The organism is Rhodococcus jostii RHA1, from assembly GCF_000014565.1.
Lineage (GTDB): Bacteria > Actinomycetota > Actinomycetes > Mycobacteriales > Mycobacteriaceae > Rhodococcus_F > Rhodococcus_F jostii_A.
On sequence record NC_008268.1, the window covers coordinates 6,415,722 to 6,434,822 of the forward strand.

A 19,101-nucleotide genomic window follows, 5' to 3' on the forward strand; every position below is an offset into this window, starting at 1 on the left:
CGTGGCGCACGTTGTTACCGTGCAGTAAGGTGACCTGACTCATACTGCAGGCCTGAGGGGATGTCATGCGTTCTGAAGCTCGTTCGACGATCGGGGTGGTCGACCTCGCGAGGCGGTTGCCGGCCATGATTCCGGAGCTGCCGATCATGGCGAAGGGGGTCCTCGGCCTGATCCGGACCCCCGACGCGAGGGAATCGATCGGCCTCGTCTTCCAGCGCGCTGCCGCCGCGCACCCGCGCCGCACGTTCCTGCGGTTCGAGGGCGAATCGCTGAGCTACCGGAATGCCAACGTCCGCGTGAACCGGTACGCCCACGTGCTCGCCGACCTCGGAGTGGCACGCGGGGACGTCGTCGGGATCCTGGGGAAGAACTCGCCCGAGACGCTGCTCATCGCACTCGCCGCGGTCAAGCTCGGCGCCGCCGCCGGGATGCTGAACCACAACCAGCGCGGAGACGTGCTCGCGCACAGCATCTCGCTGCTCGACAGCCGGGTCCTGGTGGTGTCCGAGGCGTGCGGCGAGGCCATGGACTCGCTCGACGAACCGCCTGCCGTGCCCTCGGTGCTCTACTTCGACGACCTCGACCGGCTCGCCGAGAAGGCCGCAGACGACAACCCCGAGGTGTGCGAGCAGATCCAGGCCCGGGAGAAGGCCTTCTACATCTTCACCTCCGGCACCACGGGACTGCCGAAGGCCAGCCTGATGAGCCACTTCCGCTGGCTCAAGAGCATGTCCGGGCTCGGCAACATGGGCGTCCGGCTGCGTGGCAGCGACGTCCTGTACTGCTGCCTGCCGCTCTATCACAACAACGCGCTGACGGTGTCGCTGTCCTCGGTGCTCGGATCGGGTGCGACGCTCGCACTGGGCAAGCAGTTCTCGGCGTCCAAATTCTGGGCCGACGTCGAACTGAACCGGGCTACCGCGTTCACCTACATCGGCGAACTGTGCCGGTACCTGCTGAACCAGCCCGAGAAGCCCGGCGACCGCGACAACTCCATCCGGCTGATGGTCGGCAACGGTCTCCGCCCGGAGATCTGGTCCGAGTTCACCACCCGGTTCGGGATCTCCCGGGTGGCCGAGTTCTACGGCGCCAGCGAGTGCAACATCGCGTTCGTCAACGCCCTCAACGTCGACCGGACGGCAGGCATCTGCCCCCTGCCGCACGCCGTGGTCGAGTACGACGAGGACAGCGGATCGCCCCGGCGGCACTCCGACGGCAGGCTGCGGAAGGTTCGCACCGGCGACGTCGGACTGCTGCTGTCGAAGGTCACGGACCGGGCGCCGTTCGACGGATACACCGACGAGGAGGCCACCGACAAGAAGCTCGTCCGCGACGGCTTCGACGACGGCGACTGCTGGTTCGACACCGGCGACCTGGTGCGCAGGCAGGGCTGGTCGCACGTCGCGTTCGTCGACCGGCTCGGCGACACGTTCCGGTGGAAGGGGGAGAACGTCGCGACCACCGAGGTGGAGGGCGCGCTCCTCGCGCATCCTGCGGTCGAGCACGCCGTCGTCTACGGCGTCGAGATCCCCGGGACCGACGGTCGCGCCGGGATGGCCGCGGTGACGTTGCACGAGAACGAGAAGTTCGACGGTTCCGACGTCGCGGAGTTGCTGTTCCAGCGGCTGCCGTCGTACGCGGTGCCGCTGTTCGTCCGCGTCGTCGACTCGTTGGAACAGACGTCGACGTTCAAGAGCCGCAAGGTGGAACTCCGCAAGGAGGGCTACGACGTCGAGGACACCGACACGCTGCACGTGCTGTCCGGGCGCAGCGACGGGTACAAGCCCTCATACGACGGGTACGTCGACGAAGTGGCGAAGGGTTCGCTCCCCAAGGGGTAATGCGGCTACGCCGCCCGTGAGTACTTCTTAACCGCCCGCCGTTAACAAGTACTCACGGGTGGTGTCGATTTCGCTGCGTGCAATATTGGTGACATGGCCGAGACAGACGTACCGCCCGCGCCCGACCACCTGTCGCCCACGCTGTGCGGGCGCCCCGTGGCGGTCGATCGTGCGCTGGTGATGGCCATCGTGAACCGGACACCCGATTCGTTCTACGACCGCGGTGCCACGTTCACCGATTCCGCCGCCCTGTCGGCGGTCGACCGGGCTGTGGACGAGGGTGCCGACCTCGTCGACATCGGGGGCGTGAAGGCCGGACCGGGTGACGTCGTCGATGCGGCGGAAGAGACCCGACGGGTGGTGCCGTTCGTGGCCGCGATCCGCGAGCGCTACCCGGAGTTGCTCATCAGCGTCGACACCTGGCGCAGCGACGTGGCCCGGCTGGCCGTCGCGGAGGGCACCGATCTCATCAACGATACGTGGGCAGGCGCCGACCCTGCGCTCGTCGAGGTGGCCGCGGAGACGGGCGCCGGCATCGTCTGTTCGCACACCGGGGGAGCGGTTCCGCGGACCCGGCCGTTCCGCGTCCGCTATGCCGACGTCGTCGCGGACGTCCTCCGGGAAGTGGTGTCGGCCGCCGAGAACGCCGCCCGGCTGGGTGTGCCCGCCGACTCGATCCTCATCGATCCGACCCACGACTTCGGGAAAAACACCTATCACGGGCTCGAGTTGTTGCGGCGAGTGGAAGATCTTGTAAATACCGGATGGCCAGTGCTCATGGCGCTGAGCAACAAGGACTTCGTCGGGGAGACTCTAGGGGTAGATCTCGTCGAGCGGTTGGAGGGAACATTGGCAGCGACAGCGATGGCCGCCGCAGGAGGCGCCCGTGTCTTCCGTGTCCACGAAGTTGCCCCCACGCGTCGAGTGGTGGACATGGTGGCCGCGATTCAAGGCCGGCGCGCACCATCCCGCACCGTGCGGGGGCTGGCATGAGTGCCGTGGGGGCCCGGGCGGCCCGGACGATGGTGGCCGAGGAGCGCACCCCACGCAGCTGGGCCGAGGCGAACAGCTGGGACCAGCCGTCGTGGAGCATCGCCGAACTCGAACGGGCGAAGGCAGGGCGCACCGTGTCGGTGGTCCTGCCCGCGCTCAACGAGGAGGAGACCGTCGCCGCGGTGGTGGACACGATCCACCCCCTGCTCGGTGGTCTGGTGGACGAGTTGATCGTGCTCGATTCCGGATCGACGGACCTGACGGCGGAACGCGCACGCGCGGCGGGCGCCACCGTCATCAGCCGGGAGGAAGCGGTGCCCGCGTTCCCGCCCGTGGCGGGCAAGGGCGAGGTGCTGTGGCGTTCCGTCGCCGCGAGCACCGGCGACCTCATCGCCTTCGTCGACTCGGATCTCATCAACCCCGATCCGGCGTTCGTCCCGAAACTGCTGGGACCGCTGCTGACCGCCGACGGCATCCATCTCGTGAAGGGCTACTACCGCCGGCCGCTCCGCCTCAGCGGCACGGAGGACGCCAACGGAGGAGGCCGGGTCACCGAGCTGGTGGCGCGCCCCATGCTGGCCTCGCTCCGGCCGGAACTGACGTGCGTGCTGCAGCCGCTGGGCGGCGAGTACGCGGGCACCCGGGAGTTGCTGTCGGCGGTCCCGTTCGCCCCCGGCTACGGCGTCGAGATCGGTCTGCTGCTCGACACGTACGACCGTCTCGGACTCGGGGCGATCGGCCAGGTCAATCTGGGGGTGCGCAAGCACCGTAACCGCCCGCTGTCCGAACTCGGGGTGATGAGCAGGCAGATCATCGGCACGATGATGCGGCGCTGCGGGGTGCCCGACTCCGGGGCGGGTCTGACCCAGTTCCTGGTGGACGGCGACTCCTTCGTCCCGACGACGACGGACGTCGCGCTCGCCGATCGCCCGCCGATGAACACGGTGTGCCCCTGACCGCGCGCCCCTGAGGAAGGTTGCTGTCGGACGTCCGTGACAGGATCGGGGCATGGTGACAGCCCTGCTCTATCTGCTCGTCATGGCGTTCGTCGGCGCGATGCTGTTCCTCGCCGCCAGTGCGGTGTTCGGCCGTTCCGAGGAACTCGCGCCCCTGCCGCCCGGCACCACACTCACGGCCCTGCCCGCCGAGGGTGTGACGGGTGCCGACGTGGAGGCGCTGCGCTTCCAGCAGACGCTACGGGGGTACAAGGCGAGCGAAGTCGACTGGGCGCTGTCCCGGCTGGGACGTGAAATCGATTCGCTGCGTGAGCAGTTGGCGGCGGTTGAAGCCGCGTCCGAACGCCCGGGTGATCCCTCGTGACAGCCCCCGACGACCGGGTGCGGTGCGCGTGGGCGGTCGACACGGACGGGTCCCGGCTGTACCGCGACTACCACGACCTCGAGTGGGGTCGTCCGCTGCACGGCCGCGACGAGTTGTACGAGAGGCTGTGCCTCGAAGCGTTCCAGTCGGGATTGTCGTGGATCACGATTCTCCGCAAACGCGAGGCCTTCCGGGCCGCGTTCGCCGGGTTCGATCCGGAGGCGGTGGCCCGCTACACCGAACGGGACGTGGCGCGCCTGCTCGCGGACGCGTCGATCGTGCGGAACCGGGCCAAGATCGAGGCGTCGGTGAGCAATGCACGGGCCCTGCTGGAGTTGTCGGACACCGACCTGGACACCCTGCTGTGGTCGTTCGCCCCGCCGCCGCGCCCGAGCCGCCTCGCCACCGTGAACGACGTCCCGGCCGTCACTCCGGAGTCCACCGCGATGGCGAAGGAATTGAAGCGCCGCGGGTTCAAGTTTGTGGGCCCTACCACTGCTTATGCACTCATGCAGGCCACCGGGATGGTGGACGACCACGTGGCCGCCTGCTGGGTTCCGATCACCGCCTGAACTGCCGGTGGACCTGCCTATTTGTGACTCAGGTTCCCGGTACTCGTGTCCATAGGGAAGAATGGATGTCACAAGCCTCGCCGAGTGTTGGCGGGGTGCCAAAATTTGTCGAGGCGCAAGCAGGCAGCGCAGATCTGGAGGGAGCAGAGGATGGCGGCCATGAAGCCCCGGACCGGGGACGGTCCCCTCGAAGCAACCAAAGAGGGACGAGGAATCGTCATGCGGGTTCCGCTCGAGGGTGGTGGACGTCTGGTTGTCGAGCTCACCCCGGAGGAAGCTGCCGCACTCGGTGAAGAGCTCAAGGGCGTCACCAGTTAGTCGAGTGCGGAGAGAACCTCACAGGGCAGGCCCCGTCGCCGTTCTCGGTGCGGGGCCTGTTCCGTGTCCGGAACCGGGAGGCGAACGTTCGTGCTGGCCGATGTGACCGACCTGCTGGCGTGCCCGCAGTGCCGGTCCCGCGTGGAACTCGACGAAGGCACGATCCTGTGCGACCAGGGGCACGCCTTCGATGTGGCGCGGCAGGGCTACGTGAGCCTGATGACCGGGGCCGGCGGCAAGTTCGACGGCGACAGCCCCGAAATGATCGCCGCACGTGCGGACTTCCTCGGCGGCGGCAGCTTCGACCGGCTGATGGATGCCGTCGCCGACGCCGTCGTGGCGGGCACCGGGCCCGGCGACGATCCCCGGATCCTCGAGATCGGCGCGGGCACAGGCCACTACCTGGCGCGCGTCCTCGACGCCGTCCCGACCGGCCGGGGAATCGGCCTCGACGTGTCCAAGTACGCGGCCCGGCGCATCGCCAAGGCCCACCGACGCGCCGGAGCAGTGGTTGCCGACGTGTGGCAACACCTTCCGGTGCGGGACCACGTGCTCAGCCACGTCCTGTGCGTGTTCGCGCCGCGCAACGCCGACGAGGCGCACCGGGTGCTCGCCGACCGCGGGTCCCTGGTGGTCCTCACCCCCACGGAGCGGCACCTGGGGGAACTCGTGGACTTGCTCGGCATGGTCCGGGTGGACGACCGGAAGGTCGAACGTCTCGGGGCCGCGATGTCCGGGCGATTCGAGCGCACCGACCACATGGCCGTGGAGTACCCTATGTCGTTGTCGCACCTCGATGTGGCCCGGCTCGTCGGGATGGGGCCGTCGGCGCGGCACCTCACCCCCGACCGGCTGGCGTCCTCGATCGCGGCGCTGCCGCAGGAATATCCGGTGACGGCGTCGGTGACGGTGTCCACCTACACCCGCCTCTGAGCTCGTCGCTCAGCGCCGGGACAGTGCGTCCTGGTAGACGTCGAGGGTCTGCTGCGCGATGGCCGCCCAGGAGAACTCGGCGATCGCCCGCGCCCGTCCCGCCTTGCCCATCGCCTGGGCGGTGCCGACGTCGGCCGCGATTGTGTTGACCGCCTCGGCCAGCGCCTGTTCGAACGCCTCGGGCTCGTACGAGTTGTAGTGCACCAGACGGCCGGTGACCCCGTCCTCCACCACCTCGGGGATACCGCCGACGTCGGACGCGACGACCGCGGTCTCGCAGGCCATGGCCTCGAGGTTCACGATCCCCAGCGGCTCGTACACGGACGGGCACACGAAGACGGTTGCGGCCGACAGGATCTCCCGCACCTGGTCGGTGGGGAGCATTTCCCGGACCCAGAACACGTTGCCCCGATGCGCCGCGAGCGCGGCGACGGCCTGCTCGGTCTCGGCGGCGATCTCCGGGGTGTCGGGGGCTCCCGCGCACAGCACCAACTGGATCTCGGGCGCGAACTGGTGTGCCGCGGCGATCAGGTGACCGACGCCCTTCTGGCGGGTGATACGGCCGACGAACGCCACCATCGGCTGGTCCGGGTCGACGCCGATCTTCGCGAGGGCGGAGTCTCTCGGACCTGCCGGCCCGGCGTGCCAGACGGACGTGTCGATCCCGTTGCGCACCACGTGGACCCGGTGCGGGTCGACGAACGGATACGCGTCGAGGACGTCGAGTCGCATCCCGGCGCTCACGGCGATCACCGCGTCGGCGTGCTCCACGGCGTTGCGCTCGGACCACGAGGAGATGCGGTAGCCGCCGCCCAGCTGCTCCGCCTTCCACGGCCTCCGCGGCTCGAGGGAGTGGGCGGTGAGGATGTGGGGCACGTCGTACAACGCGGACGCCAGATGGCCCGCCAGGCCGGTGTACCAGGTGTGCGAATGCACGACGTCGGCACCGGTCGCGGCGTCCGCCATGCGCAATTCGGCGGACAGCGTCGCGAGTGCCGGATTGGCTCCGGCCAGCGCGGGATCGGGCGTGTGTACGACCGCTCCGATGCGCGGAGCGCCCATACAGTGCACGTCCACCTCACACAGCTGCTTCAACTGAGCAACCAGTTCGGTGACGTGTACACCCGCACCGCCATAGATCTCCGGTGGGTATTCCTTGGTCATCATCGCCACCCGCACCGGCCTAACGTAACCGTCCGGGCCGCTTCGGGCCACCGCTCTCGGACACATTCAGGTATCGGAGAAACCATGACTCGGCGCTTCGCTGGCGGGGGGAGTGGCCGCCCGATAGGTTGACAGGGTGAGGAGCCAGCCACATGTGCTTGGAATCGTGCTCGCCGGCGGCGAGGGCAAACGTCTCTATCCGCTCACCGCGGATCGGGCGAAGCCCGCTGTGCCTTTCGGAGGCGCCTACCGGTTGATCGATTTCGTGCTCAGCAATTTGGTCAATGCGGGATACCTCCGCCTGTGTGTTCTGACGCAGTACAAGTCGCACTCGTTGGACCGCCACATCTCTCAGACGTGGCGACTGTCCGGGTTCGCGGGTGAATACATCACTCCCGTTCCCGCGCAGCAACGTCTGGGCCCGCGCTGGTACACCGGTAGTGCGGACGCGATCCTGCAGTCGCTGAACCTCGTCTACGACGAGGATCCCGAGTACATCGTGGTGTTCGGTGCCGACCACGTGTACCGGATGGATCCCGAGCAGATGGTGCAGCACCACATCGAGTCGGGTGCCGGGGTGACGGTGGCCGGGATCCGGGTGCCGCGCAGCGAGGCGTTCGCGTTCGGCTGTATCGACAGCGACGAGTCGGGCCGCATCGTCCAGTTCCTCGAGAAGCCGGCGCATCCACCGGGAACCCCGGACGACCCCAACATGACGTTCGCATCGATGGGTAACTACGTGTTCACCACCAAGGTGCTCGTCGACGCCATCCGGGCCGACTCCGAGAACTCCGACTCCGACCACGACATGGGCGGCGACATCATCCCCGCCCTGGTCGAGGCGGGCGAGGCGTCCGTGTACGACTTCAAGGACAACATCGTTCCCGGCGCCACCGACCGCGACCGGGGCTACTGGCGCGACGTGGGAACGCTCGACGCGTTCTACGACGCCCACATGGATCTCGTGTCGGTCCACCCGATCTTCAACCTCTACAACCGTCGGTGGCCGATCCGCGGTGAGACGGAGAACCTGGCGCCGGCCAAGTTCGTGCAGGGCGGCCTCGCGCAGGAGTCCGTGGTCGGGGCCGGGTGCATCCTGTCGGCGGCCACCGTGCGCAACTCCGTACTCAGCTCCAACGTGATGGTCGACAGCGGCGCGACCGTGGAGGGCAGCGTCCTCATGCCCGGTGTGCGCATCGGCAAGGGTGCCGTCGTGCGCCGCGCGATCCTCGACAAGAACGTGGTCGTCGGCGACGGCGAGATCATCGGCGTCGACCTCGAGCGCGACAAGCAACGCTTCGCCGTCAGCAACGGCGGCGTCGTCGCCATCGGCAAGGGCGTCTGGATCTAGCGTGAGGGCCCCGGAACGAACGGGGCTCTCAGAGCTTGGACGCGCAGAGCAGACCGTCGCCGATCGGCAGGAACACACGGATCAGCTGGTCGTCCTCGGCGAGCGCCTTCGCAGCCTCGCGGACGGCGACGGTGGCCGCGTCACGCTGGCTCGGGTCGACGACCCGTCCGCCGTGCAGCGCGTTGTGCAGCACGATCGCGCCGCCCGGACGCAGCAGACGAACCCCTTCGCGGACGTAGTGCGGGTGATCGACCGGTGCGCTGTCGACGAACACCAGGTCGTACGCCCCGTCGGCGAGCCGCGGCAGAACGTCCAGCGCCCGGCCGTTGATCAGCCTCGTCCGGGCCGGTGCGATGTCGTTCGTCCGGAACGACAGCTTGGCGGCCCGCTGGTGCTCGGGTTCACTGTCGATCGTGGTGAGGACGCCGTCCTCGCGCATGCCCCGGAGCAGCCACAAACTGCTCACACCCGCGCCGGTTCCGACCTCGACGACCGTCTTGGCGTCCAGCATGCGGGCAAACAGGGCTAGGGCAGCACCGACCGCGGGAGGTACCGGTCCGGCACCGAGGTCGTCCGCCCGCTCCCTGGCCGCACCGAGGGCCTCGTCTTCACGGACAGCCCCTTCTGCGTGGGTGAGTATCCGTTCGGCATTTGTCTGCACGCACATGAGGCTATCGGGGTCTCGTCATCGCCGCTGCGAGGCGCGCTCGACAACGATGCCGCGACCTGCCCGGCCGCGATTCTCAGGAATACCTCAGCTTGCTCACACCGCACACATATCGCGGTGGGAAAGAGTATGTCCAACGCCAGATCCGAAGACCGCCCGGCGGGGAGATCACGACGACGGAGGAAAAGTCCGAGAAACGGGGAACAAATCCCGGCCCTCGGGAGTTGACGCCAATACCACGTTCAGTGATCTGCGGTCCTGAGTAGGAGGATCCACTTAACTCGATGAGCAACCACACGATGGCTCCAGACGAGAGAAACGCCGACGAGCAGCTGTCGGACGCCGAGCTGACGGGCACCGCTGTGTTCGATGCCACAGGCGAGAAGTCCGCCATGCCGTCCTGGGACGAACTCGTCCGCGAGCACGGCGACCGAGTCTACCGACTGGCCTACCGGCTGTCGGGCGACGCGCAGGACGCCGAGGACCTCACTCAGGACACGTTCATCCGCGTGTTCCGCTCCCTGTCCGACTACCAGCCCGGCACGTTCGAGGGCTGGTTGCACCGCATCACCACCAACCTCTTCCTCGACATGGTCCGCCGTCGTAACCGCATCCGCATGGAGGCGCTCCCGGAGGACTACGATCGTGTCCCGGCCGACGGGCCGAACCCCGAGGAGATCTACCACGACGCCCGCCTGGACGCGGATCTGCAGGCAGCGCTCGATTCGTTGGCCCCGGAGTTTCGCGCCGCGGTCGTGTTGTGTGACATCGAAGGACTGTCCTACGAGGAGATCGGTGCCACACTGGGTGTGAAGCTCGGAACCGTGCGTAGCCGCATCCACCGCGGCAGGCAGGCTCTGCGTGAGCATCTGGCTGTGAACGGAAAGGTTGACTCCGATCAGATCGGCGTCGGGTAGTTACCAGGAGGGACGAATGACGCAGGGGCGTGTACCTCGCCAGTTTGGCTCCACCGAACACCTGGCGAGTGAGGCGATCGCCGCCTACGTCGACGGTGAACTCCGCATGTCCGCTTATCTGCGCGCCGCCCACCACCTGTCGATCTGCGCCGAGTGCGCGTTCGAGGTGGACTCCCAGCAGCAGGCCCGGCGTGCCCTGCGCCGCAGCGGCGACGTCGCCATGCCGTCCGGCCTCCTCGGTCTGCTGAGCCAGATCCCCAGTTGCAACCACGGCGATCCCGCCGACAAGCCCCCGTTCGACTCCCACACCCCGGATTCGCCGCTCACGAGCGCGTACTCGATCACGAGCCGGATCTGGTCCCGGCGCCGGCGCCGTTGAGCGCTCCCGGACCGACGACGGCGGTGTCCGCGCTCAGCGAGGCATCGGTGATACTGGGGCGCGTGATTGACGCACACGAGGGGGACACGACAGCGTGACGGCGGATTACAAGACTCCGGGTTCCGATACGACGGCACCCGACGGTCCCGTGGCGGACGAGTCGGGCACGCTCCGCCCGGCGGACGCCCCACGGCTCGATCCGAGGCCCGTCTACCGGCCGCAGATCGACGCAGCGTCCAGCCGCGCTTTCGGCCGGCCCGGTGGCGTCACCGGTTCCTTCGCCCCGTCGGACGCCCGGAGTGAGAGCGAACCCTCGGTGAAGGTCGGTGCCCCCGACCCCGTACTGGCGGAGGCGTTCGGCCGGCCGGACGGCGAGGTCGACACCATTCAGCGTGATCCCAACGAGAAGCCCGCGACCCCGGCAGTCGAGGCACCGCCCGCCGACCCCTGGCGTGATCCCGACGCGGGCGTCGAACTCGGCTCGCCGGCGTTGCACGCCGAAGAACGTTCCCGACCGCCCGCCCCCGCGCTCAGCGCCCGCGAAGTTCTGTTCGGCGGCAAGGTGGCGCCGAAGGCGCTCGTCGCGCTCGGCGGAATCGCACTCGCGATCGGTCTGGTCGGCGGCCTCCTCGCCGCCGTGATCACCGCCGATCGCAGCTCGCTCACCAGCCAGAGCGTCACCCTCGTCCAGGGCGGCGGCGAGGACGACCTCGGCCAGTCGCCCGTCGCGCAGGTCGCGGACGCCGTGCTGCCCGCCGTCGTGTCCATCCAGGTGGCGGTCGGCGACCAGGGCAGTACCGGTTCGGGTGTCGTCATCGACGGCGACGGCTACATCGTCACCAACAATCACGTCATCTCCGCCGCGGCCACCGCCCCCGACGGCGGCAAGATCCAGGTGATCTTCTCGGACGGAACCAAGGCCGAGGCGCAGATCGTCGGTCGCGACATCAAGACCGACCTGGCCGTGCTCAAGGTGTCCGCCGACAACCTGACGGTCGCGGAACTCGGCAAGTCCGGCGACGTGCAGGTCGGTGAGGACGTCGTCGCCGTCGGATCGCCCCTCGGCCTCAGCAAGACCGTCACCCGCGGAATCGTCAGCGCCCTGCACCGTCCGATGCGACTGTCCGGCGAGGGCTCCGACACGAACGCCGTCATCGACGCCGTCCAGACCGACGCCGCCATCAACCACGGCAACTCGGGCGGCGCGCTCGTCGACGACACCGGCCGGGTCATCGGCATCAACACCGCCATGCTCAGCGAGTCCGGCGGTTCGGTGGGTCTCGGCTTCGCGATTCCCATCGACGACGTCACGACGGTCGCTCAGACCCTCATCCGGGACGGCAAAATGCACCACCCGGACATCGGTGTCAACGCCCGCACCGTCGTCAACGACAACACCAGCGGCGCCCAGGTGGCCAATGTCCGCTCGGACAGCCCGGCCGCGCGGGCCGGGATCGTCGAGAACGATGTGATCGTCAAGGTCGGCGACCGCACGGTCACCAGCGCCGACGAACTGGTCGTTGCCGTCAACCTGCAGAAGATCGGCGAGCCCGTCCGGGTTCAGCTGATCCGCGAGGGCCGGCTCGTCGATGTCGACGTGACCCCGGCCTCCGACTGACTCGAGAGGTTGCTGTGAGATCGCTCCGTCACCTGGGCAACACCCTCACCGCACAGTAGGCTGACCACGTGTTCGGCAACATTGGTTGGGGCGAGTTCATGGTCCTCCTCGTCGCGGCTCTGGTTATCTTGGGACCTGAGCGGCTTCCGGGTGCGGTCAGCTGGGTAACGAAATCACTGAGGCAGGTACGTGAGTATGCGAGCGGCGCCAGCCAGCAGCTCAAGGACGAGCTCGGTCCTGAGTTCGAGGATCTGCGTAAGCCGCTGTCGGACCTCAATCAGCTGCGCGGCATGACACCGCGCGCGGTCATCACCAAGCATCTGCTCGACGGTGACGATTCGATTCTCACCGGCAACTTCGACAAGCCGAGTTCGGTGTCGTTCGACAAGTCGGGGACGAAGGCCGTGAGCGCCGATCCGTCGACGCCCACTCCGCCGCAGAACAAACCGCTCGCGGCGGGCGAGCGCCCCCCGATCGACCTCGACGCAACATAGGCCCTCCGGGCTGGTGCGCCTTTCCGGTTGCTCCGGCAACCAGAAAGGCGCACAGGCGCGTAGCGCCTAGAGGTGGCGGGTGGTGTCGATCCCCAGCGACATTCCGGCGAGTCCGCGCTTGCGGACGGCCAGCTTGTCCGCGATGTCGCGGAGTGCCGTCGCGGCCGGCGAATCCGGGTGGCCGAGGACGATGGGAACGCCGCCGTCGCCGCCTTCACGGACCGCCTGCTCGAGCGGGATCTGTCCCAGCAGCGGCACCTTCGCGCCCACAGCCTTCGTGAGACGGTCGGCGACGGCCTGTCCGCCGCCGGATCCGAAGATGTCCATCCGGCTGCCGTCGGGCATGTCCATCCAGGACATGTTCTCGACGACTCCGACGATGCGCTGACGGGTCTGCAGTGCGATGGCGCCCGCGCGCTCGGCCACCTCGGCTGCCGCCTGTTGCGGGGTGGTGACGACGAGGATCTCCGCACCGGGGATCAGCTGCGCGACGGAGATGGCGACGTCGCCGGTGCCGGGCGGCAGATCGAGCAGCAGTACGTCGAGGTCGCCCCAGAAGACGTCGGCGAGGAACTGCTGCAGCGCGCGGTGCAGCATCGGTCCACGCCACACGACCGGGGTGTTGCCCTGGGTGAACTGGGCGATGGAGATCATCTTCACGTCGTGCGCGACGGGCGGCATGATCATGCGTTCCACCTGCGTGGGCTTGGCGTCGGTGCCGAGCATGCGGGGAACGGAGTGTCCGTAGATGTCGGCGTCGAGAACTCCCACCGACAGTCCGCGGGCGGCGAGTGCGGCGGCCAGGTTGACGGTGACACTGGACTTGCCGACGCCGCCCTTACCGGACGCGACCGCGTAGACGCGGGTCAGGGAACCCGGCTGGGCGAACGGGATGACGGGCTCGGCCGAGTCTCCGCGCAGTGACTTGCGGAGTTCGGTGCGCTGCTCGTCGCTCATCACGTCGAGTTCGACGCGGATCGCACCGACACCGGGGACGTCCGCCACGGCCTTCGTGACACGGTCGCTGATCTCGGTCCGCATCGGGCAGCCTGCGGTGGTCAGGTAGATCGCGATGTCGACGCTGTCGTCGGACGCGATGTCGACGCTCTTGACCATCCCGAGTTCGGTGATCGGTTTCCGGATCTCGGGATCCTGGACGCGCGCCAGGGCGCTACGTACAGCGGACTCGCTCAGGACTGGCATGACTCAATGGTAAGGATGTGCGCTCAGTGGATGCGCGGCAGGTCCGCGGCCGCCGGGATGATTCCGCTGGAGTAGCCGGCGGACCAGGCGAGCACGTTGGCCACGTAGGCGGCGGAGTTGTTGTAGCGGTGCACGGCCTTGGCGGCCTGAATCGGATCCTTGACGTTCAATCCGCCGTCGCACAGGTACTTTCCGGTGGTCAGCGCGGAGTCGAAGAGGTTCTGCGGATCGGCGACGCCGTCGCCGTTGCCGTCGCCCGCGTAGCGATTCCACGTCTCGGGGAGGAACTGGGTCGGCCCGACTGCGCGGTCGTAGTTCGCGTCGCCGTCCAGCTTGCCGCCGTCGGTGTCGCGGATCACGGCGTTGCCGCCGAGGGTGCCGTCGAGGACGGGGCCGAGGACGGGCTTGAGCATGTTGCCCTTGTCGTCCGCCTTGCCGTCGTAGGCGTGGGTGGACTCGACGCGGCCGATTCCGGCGATGAGCGTCCAGTACATGCCGCACCCCGGCTGTTCGACGGCGAGCATGCGCTCGGCGTTCTGGTACGCCGCGACGCTGATGGCCGGGATGCCGAGCGCGCCCTGGGCGATGCTCGCCGGGAGGGGCGGGGTGGCCTGGACGGGTGCGAGCGCCGGAGCAGCGGGCGCCGCTTCGGCGGCCGGTGCGGCCTCGGCGGCGGTCTCGGCCACGGGGGTGACGGCTTCCGCGGCCTCCGGTGCGGTGTCGGTCGCCTCCTGGGCGAGGTCGGCGACCTCCGACGAGGAGCTCGTGGAAAGAAAAGGAACCTTGGGTGCGGCGCCGGCCGTGTTGGCTGCGGTGATCAGTCCGATGGGGACGAGTCCGGTAAGCGCGATGACCGAATTGCGGCGGATATGGGAGTCCGTCTTCTTGTTGTGCCGACCCACTCGATTGCCTCCTGCGACCCCCGTCTCGGGGTGTTCCGTTCAATTGACCGGATCGAGGCTACCTGATTCGATACGTTTCCGTTATCCAACCGTGATCAAACGGGCTTGTATCGCACGGTTCCGTTACTCCCAAGGCACGTGAGCGAGGGTAACCAACACGGCAAGGTCACGCCAGGACGCGGAGGTGCCGGGGGTGTCGGACGGATCGGGCCGGTCGCAGCGTCAGGACCCGGACACCGGAACGCCTCCGCCGCGCGCCCTGCAAGCAGAGCGCGCGGCGGAGGCGGGGGTGACTACCGGGGAACGGCGTCGGCCGGAGGGGCGCCCGGGGCGGGCTCGACCGGGCCGGGCGTGACGGATGCCGGGGCGCCGGGGTCGGCGGGTGGGCAGAAGATCAGACAGGGCAGTTGCGGCAGCGGCGGGAGTCCGGGAATCGGCGGGGCCGGAGCGGGCGTCGCGGGGGTGGCCGCGCCGTCGGTGGACGGCTGCGGGGTGGTCGCGAGATCGCGTGGAAGGTCCGATTCGGCCGCGGCGGCGTCGGCGAGACGTCCGGGCGACGGCGACGCCGATTCCGACAGCTGGCTCGGCGTCGGAGTTCCCCCGTTCCTGTAGGCGTTCGACCAGGTGATGACGTTGGCGGCGTACGCGGCAGAGTTGTTGTACCGCAGGACCGCGCGGGTTTCCTGGAGCGGATCGCGGAGGTCGAGACCGCCCGAGCAGAGGTACCGGGCGGCCGCCAGCGTCGCGTCGAACACGTTGTTGGGATCGGCCACACCGTCCGCGTTGCCGTCGGACGCGTACTTGGCCCACGTGGACGGAATGAACTGCATCGGTCCGACGGCACGATCGTGCCCGGGGTCGCCGTCCGTGGCGCCGCGGTCGGTGTCCCGGATGACCTCGTTGCCGGCCAGCCTGCCGTCGAGAACGGGACCCAGGATCGGGGTGATCGTGGTGCCGACCGAGTCGGTCCGGCCGCCGCCGGCGTGACCCGATTCGATGCGGCCGATACCGGCCAGCAGATGCCACGGCAGACCGCACTTCGGGGACTCCGCCATCATCTCGAGTTCCGCGGATCGGTACGCGTTGAGCACGATCTCCGGGATGCCCAGAGCGCTCAGGATCACCGGCGCGGCGATGAGCCCGGTGCCGGACGGCGACGCCGGGGATGTGGGATTTGTCACCGCGGGCAGCGGGGCGGGCGGCGGGGGAGCGGCCCTCTGCGACCGCGCGACCCGCGGTGTGGGTGCCAGGATTCCCGACGGCGGGAAGTACGCGGCCTGAGGGGTGGTTCCCGGCGTGATCGACGCTGCCGTGAGTGTCGTCGCTCCCGTCGTGGAACCGAAGGCCGAAGTGCCCACGGACGCGCCACTCACAGCAGAACCGCCGGTCGAGGACCCGAGGGTGGCAACTGCGCCCACTGTCAGGGCAGCGACCGTCAACAGTCCACGTATCCGCACTCGATCACCCCCTGCGGTGCTCTTCGCTTTCGCACACCGCATACATCCGAGAAGATGTGACTGACGTTACATATACGTGATCGAGCCTGCCGGAGTTTGCGGGGATTCGCCGACCCTCATTTGCGCCGGGTTCGGGTGTCTTCCTCGTCGCCCAGCAGCGACTTGATCTCGTCGAGCTCGCGCCGCAGGTAGTCGCGGGTGGCGACCTCGCCGATCGCGATGCGCAGCGCGGCCAGTTCCCGGGCGAGGAACTCGGTGTCCGCCTTCGTCTGCTCGGCGCGCGAGCGGTCCTCCTCGAGGGAGACGCGGTCGCGGTTCTCCTGGCGGTTCTGCGCCAGCAGGATCAGCGGCGCCGCGTACGCGGCCTGGGTGGAGAACGCCAGGTTGAGCAGGATGAACGGGTACGGGTCCCACTGCAATCGGACGGCGAAGACGTTGATGATGATCCAGACGATCACCACCACCGTCTGGATCATCAGGTATCGGCCCGTGCCGAGGAACCGGGCAAAGTTCTCGCTGGCCCGCCCGACGGCCTCCACGTCGTACGTGACCCGGAAGCGGCGGGTACCCCGCGGGGTGTCGAGGCGCTGCCGGTCGGACAGGCTCCGGGCGGCCGCGCTGGCTGACTTCTCGCTCATCCGTCGATCTCCTCTTCACGCCAGTCCTCGGGGAGGAGGTGGTCCAGGACATCGTCGACGGTGACCGCTCCGATCAGGTGGTCCTCGGCGTCGACCACCGGCCCGCACACCAGGTTGTAGGTTGCGAAGTAGCGGGTCACCGACGTCAGGGAATCCTCGGGTGCCAGCCGCGGCATGTCGGTGTCGAGCAGTCCACCGACCAGGCTCGCGGGGGGTTCCCGCAGTAACTTCTGCAGGTGCACGCAGCCGAGGTAGCGGCCTGTCGGCGTCGCGGTCGGCGGGCGGACGACGAACACCATGCTCGAGAGAGCGGGGGTGACATCCGAGATCCGGGCACGGGCCAGCGCCTCGGCGACCGTCGTCGACGCGGTGAGGACCACCGGCTCCGGAGTCATCAGACCACCCGCGGTGTCGGGGGAGTGCTCGAGCAGCCGTCGGACCGGCTCGGAGTCCTGCGGGTCCATCAGCTGCAGCAGGGATTCGGCCTCGGTCTCGGGAAGTTCACCGAGGAGGTCGGCGGCGTCGTCGGGGTCCATGGCCTCGAGGACGTCCGCGGCGCGCTCGACCTCGAGATGCATGAGCAGGTCCGTCTGGTCGTCGGAGGGCAGTTCCTGGACGACGTCGGCGAGGCGTTCGTCGTCGAGTGCGAGTGCGAGTTCGTGGCGGCGTTTCTCCGGCAGGAGCCGCATCGCGTTCGCGACGTCGGCCGCGCGCATGCCCTCGAACTGCGTGAGCAGCGCCGAGACACCCTGGCCGGGCATCGCCAGGTCGGTCTGTGTGAGGCCTTGGACGTGCTGCCACTCGACGACGTGCATGGCGGCGCGGCGACCGAGTCGGCCGCGGTGCCCGCGCACCGCGACTTTCGACACCACCCAGTCCCGGGTGCGGGTCTGCTCGATGCCCAGATCGACGACGATGATGTCGGCGTCCCGCAGCTCCTCGAGTTCCGGGTCGTCCACGCGCACGTGGGAATCCGCCACCTGGGCGAGGGCGAGTACCTCGCCGGGCCGCTGCTGGAATCGGCGCAGACTGACGTTGCCGGTGGTGAGTGTCACGGAGCTCGGTTCGATGGCGGTGACCCGGAGCATCGGGACGAAGATGCGTTTGCGCGTGAACAATTCGATGACCAGTCCGAGGACGCGCGGCTGCTGCCGGCCGACGCGCGCGGTGATCACCACGTCCCGGACGCGGCCGATCGACTCCCCATCGGGGCCGAGCACCACCAGGCCGGCCAGCCTGGCTGCAAAAACCTTGTTCGCAGCTGCCATGATTGCCAGGCTAGATCCTTGTACAGAAATACAGGGAATCGAACACCTGCGAAAGTGGAGGATCGTCCGTCATGAGTTCCGTCTACAGGCCACGGCGGTCGGTGCTCGCCGTTCCGGGCAGCAGCCGCAAGATGATCGACAAGGCGAAGGGGCTGCCCGCGGACGAGATCTTCCTCGACCTCGAGGACGCGGTGGCACCGCTCGCCAAGCAGGAAGCGCGCGGCACCATCGCCGAGGCGCTCGCCGAGGACGGGTGGGGCGACCAGATCAAGGTGGTGCGGGTCAACGACTGGACCACCGAATGGACGTACGCCGACGTCGTCGAGGTCGTGGGACGCGCGGGCGCCCACCTCGATGCGATCCTGCTGCCGAAAGTGCCGGACGCCAGTCATGTTCAGGCCCTCGACCTGCTGCTGACCCAGATAGAGAAGGCCAACGGGCTCGAGGTGGGCCGGATCGGTATCGAGCCGCAGATCGAGAATGCGATCGGGCTCACCAACATCGACGCCATCGCGACGGCCAGTCCCCGCGTGCAGACCCTGGTGTTCGGTCCCGCCGACTTCATGGCGAGCATCAACATGCGCACGCTGGTCGTCGGGGAGCAACCGGACGGCTACGACCGTGGCGACGCCTACCACCACATCCTGATGACCATCCTGATGGCCGCCCGCGCGCACGGGGTGCAGGCCATCGACGGTCCCTATCTCCAGATCCGCGACGTGGAGGCGTTCCGCCGGTCGGCGCAGCGCACGGCCGCGCTCGGCTTCGACGGCAAGTGGGTGCTGCATCCCACCCAGATCGAGGCGGCGAACGATGTGTTCAGCCCCCGTCAGGACGATTACGACCGGGCCGAACTGATACTGGACGCCTACGAGTTCCACACCTCCGCGGCCGGCGGCGGTCGCGGTGCCGTCATGCTCGGCGACGAGATGATCGACGAGGCGAGTCGCAAGATGGCGCTGGTGATCTCCGCCAAGGGCCGCGCCGCGGGTATGAAACGGACCACCGAGTTCGTGCGACCTGACGGGAAATAGCCTCAGCAGGCAGAATGGTTCTCACAGGACCG

General features: G+C 68.4%; 20 protein-coding genes. 13 read left to right on the forward strand and 7 right to left on the reverse strand.

Annotation, left to right across the window (positions count from 1 at the left end):
• Window positions 1–65 precede the first annotated feature (65 nt).
• The 7 genes from RHA1_RS29160 (at window position 66) to RHA1_RS29185 (ending at window position 5,977) form a co-directional block, all read left to right on the forward strand.
• Window positions 66–1,841 carry a long-chain-acyl-CoA synthetase gene (locus RHA1_RS29160; RefSeq protein WP_011598036.1) on the forward strand — a complete coding sequence of 592 codons (1,776 nt, stop codon included), beginning with the start codon at window positions 66–68 and terminating at the stop codon, window positions 1,839–1,841.
• Window positions 1,842–1,934: 93 nt separating this feature from the next.
• Window positions 1,935–2,834 (forward strand): dihydropteroate synthase, encoded by a 900-nt coding sequence (folP, locus tag RHA1_RS29165; RefSeq protein ID WP_011598037.1) that lies wholly within the window; start codon window positions 1,935–1,937, stop codon window positions 2,832–2,834.
• Window positions 2,831–3,790 (forward strand): glucosyl-3-phosphoglycerate synthase, encoded by a 960-nt coding sequence (locus tag RHA1_RS29170; RefSeq protein ID WP_011598038.1) that lies wholly within the window; start codon window positions 2,831–2,833, stop codon window positions 3,788–3,790. Before folP ends, RHA1_RS29170 begins: the two co-directional genes overlap by 4 nt.
• A 52-nt stretch (window positions 3,791–3,842) precedes the next feature.
• The gene (locus RHA1_RS29175) at window positions 3,843–4,154 is read left to right on the forward strand and encodes a DivIVA domain-containing protein (protein ID WP_011598039.1); all 312 of its coding nucleotides are present in this window, start codon (window positions 3,843–3,845) and stop codon (window positions 4,152–4,154) included.
• On the forward strand, window positions 4,151–4,726 hold the full coding sequence (locus RHA1_RS29180) for a DNA-3-methyladenine glycosylase I (RefSeq protein WP_009479214.1): 576 nt from the start codon (window positions 4,151–4,153) through the stop codon (window positions 4,724–4,726). The genes RHA1_RS29175 and RHA1_RS29180 overlap by 4 nt, the downstream gene beginning before the upstream one ends.
• 150 nt (window positions 4,727–4,876) lie before the next feature.
• Window positions 4,877–5,044 (forward strand): DUF3117 domain-containing protein, encoded by a 168-nt coding sequence (locus RHA1_RS46455; RefSeq protein ID WP_003936084.1) that lies wholly within the window; start codon window positions 4,877–4,879, stop codon window positions 5,042–5,044.
• Between the two features lie 90 nt (window positions 5,045–5,134).
• Window positions 5,135–5,977, forward strand: coding sequence for a putative RNA methyltransferase (locus tag RHA1_RS29185; protein ID WP_016883308.1), 843 nt, complete (start codon window positions 5,135–5,137; stop codon window positions 5,975–5,977).
• 9 nt (window positions 5,978–5,986) lie between these two features.
• Here the strand turns inward: RHA1_RS29185 and glgA are convergent, their stop codons facing one another.
• Window positions 5,987–7,156: a glycogen synthase gene (gene glgA / locus RHA1_RS29190; RefSeq protein WP_009479216.1), complete on the reverse strand. Its 1,170-nt coding sequence runs from the start codon at window positions 7,154–7,156 to the stop codon at window positions 5,987–5,989.
• Between the two features lie 121 nt (window positions 7,157–7,277).
• Between glgA and glgC the strand changes: the two genes are divergently transcribed.
• The gene (gene glgC, locus RHA1_RS29195) at window positions 7,278–8,492 is read left to right on the forward strand and encodes a glucose-1-phosphate adenylyltransferase (RefSeq protein ID WP_005239253.1); all 1,215 of its coding nucleotides are present in this window, start codon (window positions 7,278–7,280) and stop codon (window positions 8,490–8,492) included.
• Between the two features lie 28 nt (window positions 8,493–8,520).
• On the opposite strand, the gene RHA1_RS29200 is transcribed toward glgC, so the two are convergent.
• Window positions 8,521–9,159 carry an O-methyltransferase gene (locus tag RHA1_RS29200; protein WP_005239255.1) on the reverse strand — a complete coding sequence of 213 codons (639 nt, stop codon included), beginning with the start codon at window positions 9,157–9,159 and terminating at the stop codon, window positions 8,521–8,523.
• 284 nt (window positions 9,160–9,443) lie between these two features.
• On the opposite strand from RHA1_RS29200, the gene sigE reads away from it, so the two are divergent.
• From sigE to tatB, 4 genes are all read left to right on the forward strand, one after another.
• Window positions 9,444–10,076, forward strand: a complete 633-nt coding sequence (gene sigE / locus RHA1_RS29205) for an RNA polymerase sigma factor SigE (protein WP_011598042.1) — start codon at window positions 9,444–9,446, stop codon at window positions 10,074–10,076.
• A gap of 16 nt (window positions 10,077–10,092) precedes the next feature.
• Window positions 10,093–10,455 (forward strand): DNA-directed RNA polymerase sigma-70 factor, encoded by a 363-nt coding sequence (locus RHA1_RS29210; protein ID WP_011598043.1) that lies wholly within the window; start codon window positions 10,093–10,095, stop codon window positions 10,453–10,455.
• 94 nt (window positions 10,456–10,549) lie between these two features.
• On the forward strand, window positions 10,550–12,073 hold the full coding sequence (locus RHA1_RS29215; protein ID WP_011598044.1) for a trypsin-like peptidase domain-containing protein: 1,524 nt from the start codon (window positions 10,550–10,552) through the stop codon (window positions 12,071–12,073).
• Window positions 12,074–12,141: 68 nt separating this feature from the next.
• Complete coding sequence (gene tatB, locus RHA1_RS29220; protein WP_009479222.1) at window positions 12,142–12,567, forward strand: Sec-independent protein translocase protein TatB; 426 nt, start codon at window positions 12,142–12,144, stop codon at window positions 12,565–12,567.
• Between the two features lie 66 nt (window positions 12,568–12,633).
• On the opposite strand, the gene RHA1_RS29225 is transcribed toward tatB, so the two are convergent.
• The 5 genes from RHA1_RS29225 to RHA1_RS29245 form a co-directional block, all read right to left on the reverse strand.
• Complete coding sequence (locus RHA1_RS29225; protein WP_009479223.1) at window positions 12,634–13,770, reverse strand: Mrp/NBP35 family ATP-binding protein; 1,137 nt, start codon at window positions 13,768–13,770, stop codon at window positions 12,634–12,636.
• Between the two features lie 23 nt (window positions 13,771–13,793).
• Window positions 13,794–14,672 (reverse strand): lytic transglycosylase domain-containing protein, encoded by an 879-nt coding sequence (locus RHA1_RS29230; protein ID WP_011598046.1) that lies wholly within the window; start codon window positions 14,670–14,672, stop codon window positions 13,794–13,796.
• 293 nt (window positions 14,673–14,965) lie between these two features.
• Window positions 14,966–16,129, reverse strand: coding sequence for a lytic transglycosylase domain-containing protein (locus tag RHA1_RS29235; protein WP_011598047.1), 1,164 nt, complete (start codon window positions 16,127–16,129; stop codon window positions 14,966–14,968).
• Between the two features lie 116 nt (window positions 16,130–16,245).
• Window positions 16,246–16,767 carry a DUF1003 domain-containing protein gene (locus RHA1_RS29240; protein WP_005264640.1) on the reverse strand — a complete coding sequence of 174 codons (522 nt, stop codon included), beginning with the start codon at window positions 16,765–16,767 and terminating at the stop codon, window positions 16,246–16,248.
• Window positions 16,764–18,035, reverse strand: coding sequence for a magnesium transporter MgtE N-terminal domain-containing protein (locus RHA1_RS29245; protein ID WP_009479226.1), 1,272 nt, complete (start codon window positions 18,033–18,035; stop codon window positions 16,764–16,766). Before RHA1_RS29245 ends, RHA1_RS29240 begins: the two co-directional genes overlap by 4 nt.
• A 71-nt stretch (window positions 18,036–18,106) precedes the next feature.
• On the opposite strand from RHA1_RS29245, the gene RHA1_RS29250 reads away from it, so the two are divergent.
• Window positions 18,107–19,069, forward strand: coding sequence for an HpcH/HpaI aldolase/citrate lyase family protein (locus RHA1_RS29250; RefSeq protein WP_011598048.1), 963 nt, complete (start codon window positions 18,107–18,109; stop codon window positions 19,067–19,069).
• Window positions 19,070–19,101 lie beyond the last annotated feature (32 nt).